The 8,324-nt window shown below is 62.6% G+C and carries 7 protein-coding genes; 6 read left to right on the top strand and 1 reads right to left on the bottom strand.

Translation table 11 applies throughout. The features are described 5' to 3' along the window. Both A6U98_RS02255 and A6U98_RS02250 read left to right on the top strand, forming a co-directional pair. Positions 1-508: electron transfer flavoprotein subunit alpha/FixB family protein (locus tag A6U98_RS02255; RefSeq protein ID WP_197496330.1), on the top strand; the 508-nt coding region annotated here is incomplete at its 5' end. Positions 509-656: 148 nt separating this feature from the next. After that, positions 657-1,538: a 3-hydroxybutyryl-CoA dehydrogenase gene (locus A6U98_RS02250; protein WP_003543296.1), complete on the top strand. Its 882-nt coding sequence runs from the start codon at positions 657-659 to the stop codon at positions 1,536-1,538. A gap of 178 nt (positions 1,539-1,716) precedes the next feature. Here A6U98_RS02250 and A6U98_RS02245 read toward each other — a convergent pair whose 3' ends face one another. Continuing rightward, on the bottom strand, positions 1,717-2,379 hold the full coding sequence (locus A6U98_RS02245; RefSeq protein ID WP_064647703.1) for a TlpA disulfide reductase family protein: 663 nt from the start codon (positions 2,377-2,379) through the stop codon (positions 1,717-1,719). Between the two features lie 40 nt (positions 2,380-2,419). On the opposite strand from A6U98_RS02245, the gene argH reads away from it, so the two are divergent. The 4 genes from argH to A6U98_RS02225 all read left to right on the top strand — a co-directional run bounded on the left by argH (position 2,420) and on the right by A6U98_RS02225 (position 8,273). Beyond that, positions 2,420-3,823, top strand: a complete 1,404-nt coding sequence (gene argH, locus A6U98_RS02240; RefSeq protein WP_064647691.1) for an argininosuccinate lyase — start codon at positions 2,420-2,422, stop codon at positions 3,821-3,823. 155 nt (positions 3,824-3,978) lie between these two features. Then, positions 3,979-4,173 carry a lipoprotein gene (locus A6U98_RS02235; RefSeq protein ID WP_064647689.1) on the top strand — a complete coding sequence of 65 codons (195 nt, stop codon included), beginning with the start codon at positions 3,979-3,981 and terminating at the stop codon, positions 4,171-4,173. Between the two features lie 11 nt (positions 4,174-4,184). Next, positions 4,185-5,453 carry a diaminopimelate decarboxylase gene (gene lysA / locus A6U98_RS02230; RefSeq protein WP_064647687.1) on the top strand — a complete coding sequence of 423 codons (1,269 nt, stop codon included), beginning with the start codon at positions 4,185-4,187 and terminating at the stop codon, positions 5,451-5,453. A 165-nt stretch (positions 5,454-5,618) separates the two neighbouring features. Beyond that, on the top strand, positions 5,619-8,273 hold the full coding sequence (locus tag A6U98_RS02225; RefSeq protein WP_064647685.1) for a TIGR02302 family protein: 2,655 nt from the start codon (positions 5,619-5,621) through the stop codon (positions 8,271-8,273). Positions 8,274-8,324: the final 51 nt, after the last annotated feature.

Here is an 8,324-nt window from a genome sequence, read left to right as displayed (position 1 = left end):
CAAAAAGGTGATCACCGTGCGCACCGCATCCTTCGCCTCCGCACCGGAGGGAGGCTCGGCCACGGTCGAGGCAATCCCGGCGATTTCCGATCCGGGGCTGTCGACCTTCGTCGCCGATGCACTGTCGGCCTCCGACCGTCCGGAACTGACCTCTGCCAAGATCATCATCTCCGGCGGCCGGGCACTGGGTTCTGCGGAAAAATTCAGGGAGGTCATCCTGCCGCTCGCCGATAAGCTGGGTGCTGCCGTCGGCGCATCGCGTGCTGCCGTTGATGCCGGCTATGCGCCGAACGACTGGCAGGTCGGCCAGACCGGCAAGGTGGTGGCGCCGCAGCTCTACATTGCCTGCGGCATTTCAGGCGCCATCCAGCATCTTGCCGGCATGAAGGATTCGAAGGTCATCGTCGCCATCAACAAGGACGAGGAGGCGCCGATCTTCCAGGTCGCCGACTACGGACTGGTCGCCGATCTCTTCGACGCCCTGCCGGAATTGCAAAAGGCGCTCTGACCGCGTCAAATGCTTTTCTTTCGCACTTGCGAATGACTGGAAAATTATCTTTTATCGGGCTACTACTGCTGCCGGGCGATCCTTCGTCCGGCAGTATTGCTAGAAAAATGCGGCAGCGCGGGGGCGAATGCCGTGCGGGGGTTTGGAGATGAATGCGGTGTTGAAGAATATTGGTATTATCGGTGCCGGTCAGATGGGCTGCGGCATCGCGCATGTTTCGGCCGCCGCAGGTTATAGGGTTCACATTTACGATCTCTCGCAGGACCGGATCGAATCCGGCCTTGCCACCATCAACGGCAACCTGGCCCGCCTGGTGACGAACGGCAAGATGACCGAAGAGGAGCGCAAGTCGACCTTGTCGCTCATCACCGGCTCGTCCGATGTCAATGATCTTGCCCCCTCCGATCTCGTCATCGAGGCCGCCACCGAGGATGAAACGGTCAAGCGCAAGATCTATACGCAGGTCTGTCCGGTCCTGAAGCCGGAAGCGCTGCTTGCCACCAACACTTCTTCCCTTTCCATCACCCGGCTTGCTGCCGCCACCGACCGCCCCGAACGCTTCATGGGCATTCATTTCATGAACCCGGTGCCGGTCATGAAGCTGGTCGAACTGGTGCGCGGCATCGCGACCGACGAGAAGACCTTTTCCGCCGCCAAGGAATTCGTCGGCACGCTGGAAAAGACCATCACCGTCGCCGAGGATTTCCCGGCCTTCATCGTCAACCGCATCCTGCTGCCGATGATCAACGAAGCGATCTACACGCTCTATGAAGGCGTCGGCACGGTCGACGCCATCGATACGGCGATGAAGCTCGGCGCCAACCATCCGATGGGACCGCTGCAGCTTGCCGATTTCATCGGCCTCGACACCTGCCTCTCGATCATGCAGGTGCTGCATGACGGCCTGGCGGACTCGAAATATCGTCCCTGCCCGCTGCTGGTAAAATATGTCGAAGCCGGCTGGCTCGGACGCAAATCCGGCCGCGGCTTCTATGACTATCGCGGTGAAGTACCGGTCCCGACGCGGTAACCGGCCATCACCAGAAAGGGCGAATAGACCGAGCGCCCGCTAAATGCTTTCCTTGCCGGGAACGGGAGGAAACGCCATGTCGACCGAAACACCTATGTTCCTGCTGCAATGCTGCGTCCTTATCGGAATCGCCGGCGTCTTTCTCATGAGAGGAGATGGGGACTCCTGATCAACGTCGTTACGACCCGATCGCACCCTTGATCAGCGCCTTGGCATCGTCGCTGTCCCAGGCAGCCGGCCCGTTCATCGCCGAAATCAGGCATCCCTTGTCGTCGATCAACAGCGTCACCGGCAGCCCCATGGCGAGGCCCTCTTTCTTCAGGCTGTTGAACACCGCAATCGTATTGTCGCGATAGAGCTGCAGCGCATCGACGCCGATCTCGGTGAGGAAGGTCTTCGGCTTCTCGTCGCCGCCGCTATCGATATTGACCGGAACGACCTGGAACCTGTCGCTGCCCATCTCCTTCTCGAGCGCGTTCAGCGCCGGCATCTCCTCGCGGCAGGGAACGCACCATGTCGCCCAGAGATTGAGAAGCACGGTCTTGCCGGCGAAATGATCGAGCGTCAGCGGCTTGCCATCCGGCCCGTTGAAGGAGACCGCGGTCAGTTTGCGCGGCTCATAGGCGGCGACCATGGCCGCCACCTGTCCCTTCATCAGCGGCGTGAGGCTGGCGACGCGATCCTTGGCAAGCTTGCATTCGGCTGATGCCGTTTCGCCGCCGCCATTGCCAATCCCCGTCTCCTTCACGTATACCGCTGCCGCACCGGCAACGACACCCGCAACGGCGGCCATCGCGATCCATTTCATGGATGGCAGCCCGAGGGGTTTTCTTGTCGTCATTTCATTCTCCTGGACATGCATCCTCAAGGCGGACACCTTCATGGCCGACGACACCACGGACACCAAATCCTCCAACCAGATGTGGGGCGGTCGCTTCGCCTCCGGCCCGGACGCGATCATGGAGGAGATAAATGCCTCGATCGGTTTCGACAAGAAGCTATTCGCGCAGGATATTCGCGGTTCGATTGCCCATGCGACGATGCTCGCCCATCAGGGGATCATTTCCACTGACGATAAGGACAAGATCGTTCACGGGCTAAACACGATCCTGTCAGAAATCGAAAGCGGCAATTTCGAATTCTCGCGTCAGCTCGAAGACATCCACATGAATGTCGAGGCACGCCTGGCGACGCTGATCGGACCGGCGGCCGGCCGGCTGCACACCGCCCGCTCCCGCAATGATCAGGTGGCGCTCGACTTCCGTCTCTGGGTGAAGGAAGAGCTGCAGAAGACCGAGCGGATGCTGACCGGCCTGATTGCGGCTTTCCTCGACCGCGCCGAAGAACATGCCGAAAGCGTCATGCCCGGCTTCACCCATCTGCAGACCGCCCAGCCCGTTACCTTCGGCCATCACTGCATGGCCTATGTCGAAATGTTCGGCCGCGATCGCTCCCGCGTGCGCCATGCCATCGAGCATCTGGACGAGAGCCCGATCGGTGCCGCCGCACTTGCCGGCACCGGCTATCCGATCGACCGCCACATGACGGCCAGGGCGCTCGGTTTCCGCGAGCCGACCCGCAACTCCATCGATACGGTCTCCGACCGAGATTTCGCCATCGAATTCCTGTCGATCGCAGCTATTGCGGGCATGCACCTGTCGCGTCTGGCAGAAGAGATCGTCATCTGGTCGACCCCGCAATTCGGTTTCGTGCGTCTCTCCGACGCCTTCTCGACCGGCTCGTCGATCATGCCGCAGAAGAAGAATCCGGATGCCGCCGAACTGGTGCGCGCCAAGACCGGCCGCATCAACGGCTCGCTGGTGGCGCTGCTGACGATCATGAAGGGTCTGCCGCTCGCCTATTCCAAGGATATGCAGGAGGACAAGGAACAGGTCTTCGACGCTGCCGAGAGCCTGGAACTGGCAATCGCCGCCATGACCGGCATGGTGCGCGACATGACCGTCAACACCGCGCGCATGAAGGCGGCGGCCGGCTCCGGCTATTCAACGGCGACCGATCTTGCCGACTGGCTGGTGCGCGAAGCAGGCCTCCCCTTCCGCGACGCCCATCACGTGACCGGCCGCGCCGTAGCGCTCGCCGAAAGCAAGGGCTGCGACCTTGCCGAGCTACCGCTCTCCGATCTGCAGGCGATCCATGCCGAGATCACCGACAAGGTCTACGACGTGCTGACCGTCGAGGCCTCGGTCGCCAGCCGCAAGAGCTTCGGCGGCACGGCGCCGTCCGAAGTGCGCAGGCAGATCGCCTTCTGGCGCGCCCGTAACTAAGAGATACCAGGCGTGGCGAAAAGCCGCCGCGCCCTACCTGCGGGACGCGCAAAGACCGCCAACAATCAGGGTGCACAAGGCAGATAAACTTCGTTATGAAGATGGACATCGTTCGATACGAATGATGCCAGCACATGCCGCAAAAGAGGATATCCATGCAGAAGAGCTTGCCGCACCTCGTCCGCCTGACGGCGGTTCTCGCCGTCATCGGCCTTGCCGTTGCCGGATGCGGGCGCAAGGGCGACCTCGATCCGCCGAGCGCTGCGGCAACCAAGGAAGGCGACGTTTCCAAGCCGACGCAACGGCCGGGAACCGTCGACAAGCCCTTCCTTCTCGATCCCCTTCTTTAAGGCATAAGCCCGTGAACCATTTCGAGTACCGCGACGGCGTCCTTCATGCGGAGAACGTCCCCGTTCCCGAGATCGCCAAGGCGGTCGGCACCCCTTTTTATGTCTATTCCACCGCAACGCTGGAGCGTCATTACCGCGTCTTTTCGGAAGCCTTTGCCGACATGGACTCCATGGTCTGCTATGCGATGAAGGCGAATTCGAACCAGGCGGTGCTGAAGACGCTGGGCCGCCTCGGCGCCGGTATCGACGTCGTCTCCGAGGGCGAGCTGCGCCGCGCGCTTGCCGCGGACATTCCGGCAAACCGCATCATGTTCTCAGGTGTCGGCAAGACGCCGTCCGAGATGGATTTTGCGCTCGAGGCCGGCATCTACTGCTTCAACGTCGAATCCGAGCCCGAGCTCGAGATCCTCAATCAACGCGCCGTCAAGGCTGGCAAGAAAGCGCCCGTCTCCTTCCGCATCAACCCTGATGTCGATGCAAAGACGCATTCCAAGATCTCGACCGGCAAGAAGGAAAACAAGTTCGGCATCTCCTGGGAGCGCGCCCGCGCCATCTATGCCCATGCCGCCAGACTGCCGGGCATCGAGGTCACCGGCATCGACATGCATATCGGCAGCCAGATCACGGAGCTGCAGCCCTTCGACGATGCCTTCAAGCTGCTGCACGATCTTGTGGCGACGCTGCGCGCCGACGGCCACACCATCCACCATGTCGATATCGGCGGCGGCCTCGGCATCCCCTACAAGGACGACAACAATCCGCCGCCGCTGCCGGATGCCTATGCCGCAATCGTCAAGAACCAGCTGCGCGGCCTGGACTGTAAGATCATCACCGAGCCCGGACGCCTGATCGTCGGCAATGCCGGCATCCTCGTGACCGAAGTCCTCTATGTGAAGGATGGCGGCGAAAAGACCTTCGTCATCGTCGACGGCGCGATGAACGATCTCATCCGCCCGACGCTCTACGAGGCCTATCACGAGATCCGGCCGGTAACGATTTCGGCGGCCAACGCCCCACGAATCCGCGCCGATGTCGTCGGTCCCGTCTGCGAGACCGGCGATTATCTGGCGCTCGACCGCGAGATGGCGATGCCGAAGCCGGGCGACCTGATGGCCGTCAGCACTGCCGGCGCCTACGGCGCAGTCCAGGCCGGCACCTATAACAGCCGCCTTCTGGTGCCCGAAGTTCTGGTGAGGGGCAGCGATTTCCATACGATTCGGCCGCGCAGAACCTATGCCGAACTGATCAGCCTCGACTCCGTTCCAGCCTGGCTCGACTGAACAAGCCATCACTTTTTGGCGAATAGGCGTGAAAAGCCGGTATTAGCGGCCGCTCGCCCTCGCCTTCGCCACAAAGAGTGTTATCCTTTCGTTCATGAGCGTATTGCCCTGCAATCGCCGGAAGCGCCCTCTGTTCCAGAACGCCAGATCGCGGAGACCGGACCGATGACAAGCCCCTCTCGGCAGAAGAAAGGTGCATTTGCGTTCCGTCCGTCGCTTGCCCGGCTGGTGACGACGAAACGCCTGTTGGCGCGCATCGTGCTCTTTTTCGAGCAGTTGCTGCCGCCTTTGATGCCGGTACTGTCCGTCATCGCCTTTTATCTCTCTGCTTCCTGGTTCGGCCTCTTCCGCAGCGTGCCGGACTGGCTGCGCATCCTGCTGCTGATTGCCTTTGCCGGCGCTTTTCTGGTTTCGCTCCTCCCCTTCCGCACCCTGCGCTGGCCGAAAGTCGCAGAAGCCGATCGCATGCTGGAAGAGCGCAACGGCTTGCCGCACCAGCCGGTCACCGTCCAGGAAGACGAGCCGGCCTTCGATACGCCCTTCGGCCGGGCGCTCTGGCGCGAGCACCAGACGCGCATGGCCGAAAAGATCGCAGCGCTCGATGCCGGACTGCCGCGGCCCGATATCGCCGCGCATGACCGTTTCGCGCTTCGCGCCGTCCCGGCGCTGCTGCTCGTCACTGCCTTCGGTTATTCTCTGTCGATCAACGGCGGCTCGATCCGCGACGCATTGCAGGCAGCACCCGAGCAGGTGGTCAGCGATCCGGCGGTGCGCATCGACGCCTGGGTGACGCCGCCTTCCTATACCGGCCGCGCCCCGATCTACCTGACGGCTGACGGCAGCGAGCAGGCGCCGATCGGCATTCCGCAGTTTTCAGGCCTCACAGTCCGCGTCAGCGGCGGAAAGACGGCCGAAAAAGTGGTGTTCCGCAAGGCGAACGGCGAGGCCCAGGATATATCAGTGCAGGCGGATACCAAGCCGCAGCAGACGGCGGCATCAGGCAGCGAGCAGCAGACGGCGGCACCGGCCAGCCAGGCTCTCGTCGCGCAGACGCATATGATGAAGCTTCAGGAGAACGGTGCACTCGAGGTCAACGGCCGCCGCTGGAGTTTCGACGTGCTCCCCGACAAGGCGCCGGAGATTGCCTTCGACGGTTTGCCGAAGCCCAGTGTCAACGGGGCGCTCGAAATCGGTTTCACCGTCAAGGACGATTACGGCGTCCAGGAGGCGCATGCGGAGATCGTTCCCGTCGAAAACGATCCGACGGCAACGCCGCTCTATCCGCTGCCGGAGTACCGGCTGGATATTCCCCGCCGCAACGCCCGCGACGCCAAGGGCGTGACCAGCCGGAATCTGACCGAACATCCCCTTGCCGGCAAGCGCGTGCGCATCACCCTCGTCGCCAAGGATGCCGCCGGCCAGACCGGCCGCAGCCCGCCGCATGAGATGGTGCTGCCATCGCGGCCCTTCAACGAGCCGCTTGCCGCGGCTGTCGCCGAGGAACGGCAGGTTTTCGCGCTCGATACGCGCAAGATGCCGCAGGCGATCGCCCTGAACGAGGCGCTGACCATCCGTCCCGAGGAGACGATCCCCAAGCTCACCAACTACTTGCTGCTCGAATCCGCCTTGGCGCGCATGAAGCTCGCGAAGGGTGAGGATGCGCTGAAGGATACGGCCCAATATCTCTGGGAGATCGCCCTCGGCATGGAGGACGGCGATCTTTCGCTCGCCGAGCGCAAGCTGCGCGAAGCCCAGCAGAAGCTTGCCGACGCGCTGGACCGCAACGCTCCCGACGCGGAGATCAAGAAGCTGATGGACGAGCTGCGCAAGGCGATGCAGGACTATATGACCGAGCTTGCCCAACGCATGCAGAACGCGCCGATGCAGCCGAACCAGAATGCGCAGAATATCCTGCGCCAGCAGGATCTGGAACGGATGATGGACCAGATCGAGAATCTTGCCCGCTCCGGCAATCGTGACGCGGCCCAGCAGATGCTGTCGGAATTGCAGCGGATGATGAACAACCTGCAGGCGGGCCGCCCGCAGCGCGGTCAGCAGGGCCAGGAAAACAGCGAAGCCCGCAAACAGATCGACAAGCTCGGCGAGATCCTGCGCGACCAGCAGAAGCTGATGGAACAGACCTTCCGGCTCGACCAGCAGCTCAGGGACCGCATGCAGCGCGGCGAGCCTGAGATGGGCGAGAACGATCCGCTGCTCGACGAGATGAACCCTGGAGAGAACGGCGAGCCGCAGGATCAGCAACAGGGCCAGCAAGGCAAGGAAGGCCAGCAGCCCTCCGACCAGATGACGGCCGAGCAACTGCGCGAGGCGCTGAAACAGCTGCGCGCCCAGCAGGATGCTCTCGGCAAGCAGCTCGGCGAATTGCAGAAGAGCCTTGGCGAGATGGGCATGAAGCCTGGCCCGGGCTTTGGCCAGGCGCAACGCGAAATGGAAGGCGCCGGCCGTGAACTCGGCCAGGGCCGCGGCCAACCGGCCGTCGAGGGCCAGGGCCGCGCATTGGAAGCGCTTCGCCAGGGCGCCCGCGACATGATGAACCAGATGATGCAGGCGCAGCAGGGCCAGCAAGGTCAAGGACCGAACGGCCAGGTTGGCCAGGGCGACCAGAACGGCCGCGACCCGCTCGGCCGGCCACGCCGGACCCAGGGACCTGATTTCGGCGACAACAGCGTGAAGGTGCCTGACGAAATCGACGTTCAGCGGGCACGTGAAATCCTTGACGCGATCCGCGAAAAGCTCGGCAACAATCCACCGCAGGAAATGGAACGGCGCTATCTCGAGCGGCTGCTGGACATCCAGTAGGCCCTACGCCACCGCACAATGGATCGCAGTCGCTCCAACAGGATGATTTCA

Origin of the sequence: Rhizobium sp. WYCCWR10014, from assembly GCF_001657485.1 — a bacterium.
In the GTDB taxonomy this organism is placed as follows: Bacteria; Pseudomonadota; Alphaproteobacteria; order Rhizobiales; family Rhizobiaceae; genus Rhizobium.
The sequence above is the reverse complement of the archived record's forward strand: the minus strand, read 5'-3'. Positions and strand labels throughout refer to the sequence as shown.

Coding starts and splice junctions, on each gene's coding strand:
- A6U98_RS02245 (WP_064647703.1), bottom strand. CDS start 2,379: ATGACGACAAGAAAACCCCTCGGGCTGCCATCCATGAAATGGATCGCG.
- A6U98_RS02225 (WP_064647685.1), top strand. CDS start 5,619: ATGACAAGCCCCTCTCGGCAGAAGAAAGGTGCATTTGCGTTCCGTCCG.
- argH (WP_064647691.1), top strand. CDS start 2,420: ATGGCCGACGACACCACGGACACCAAATCCTCCAACCAGATGTGGGGC.
- A6U98_RS02235 (WP_064647689.1), top strand. CDS start 3,979: ATGCAGAAGAGCTTGCCGCACCTCGTCCGCCTGACGGCGGTTCTCGCC.
- A6U98_RS02250 (WP_003543296.1), top strand. CDS start 657: ATGAATGCGGTGTTGAAGAATATTGGTATTATCGGTGCCGGTCAGATG.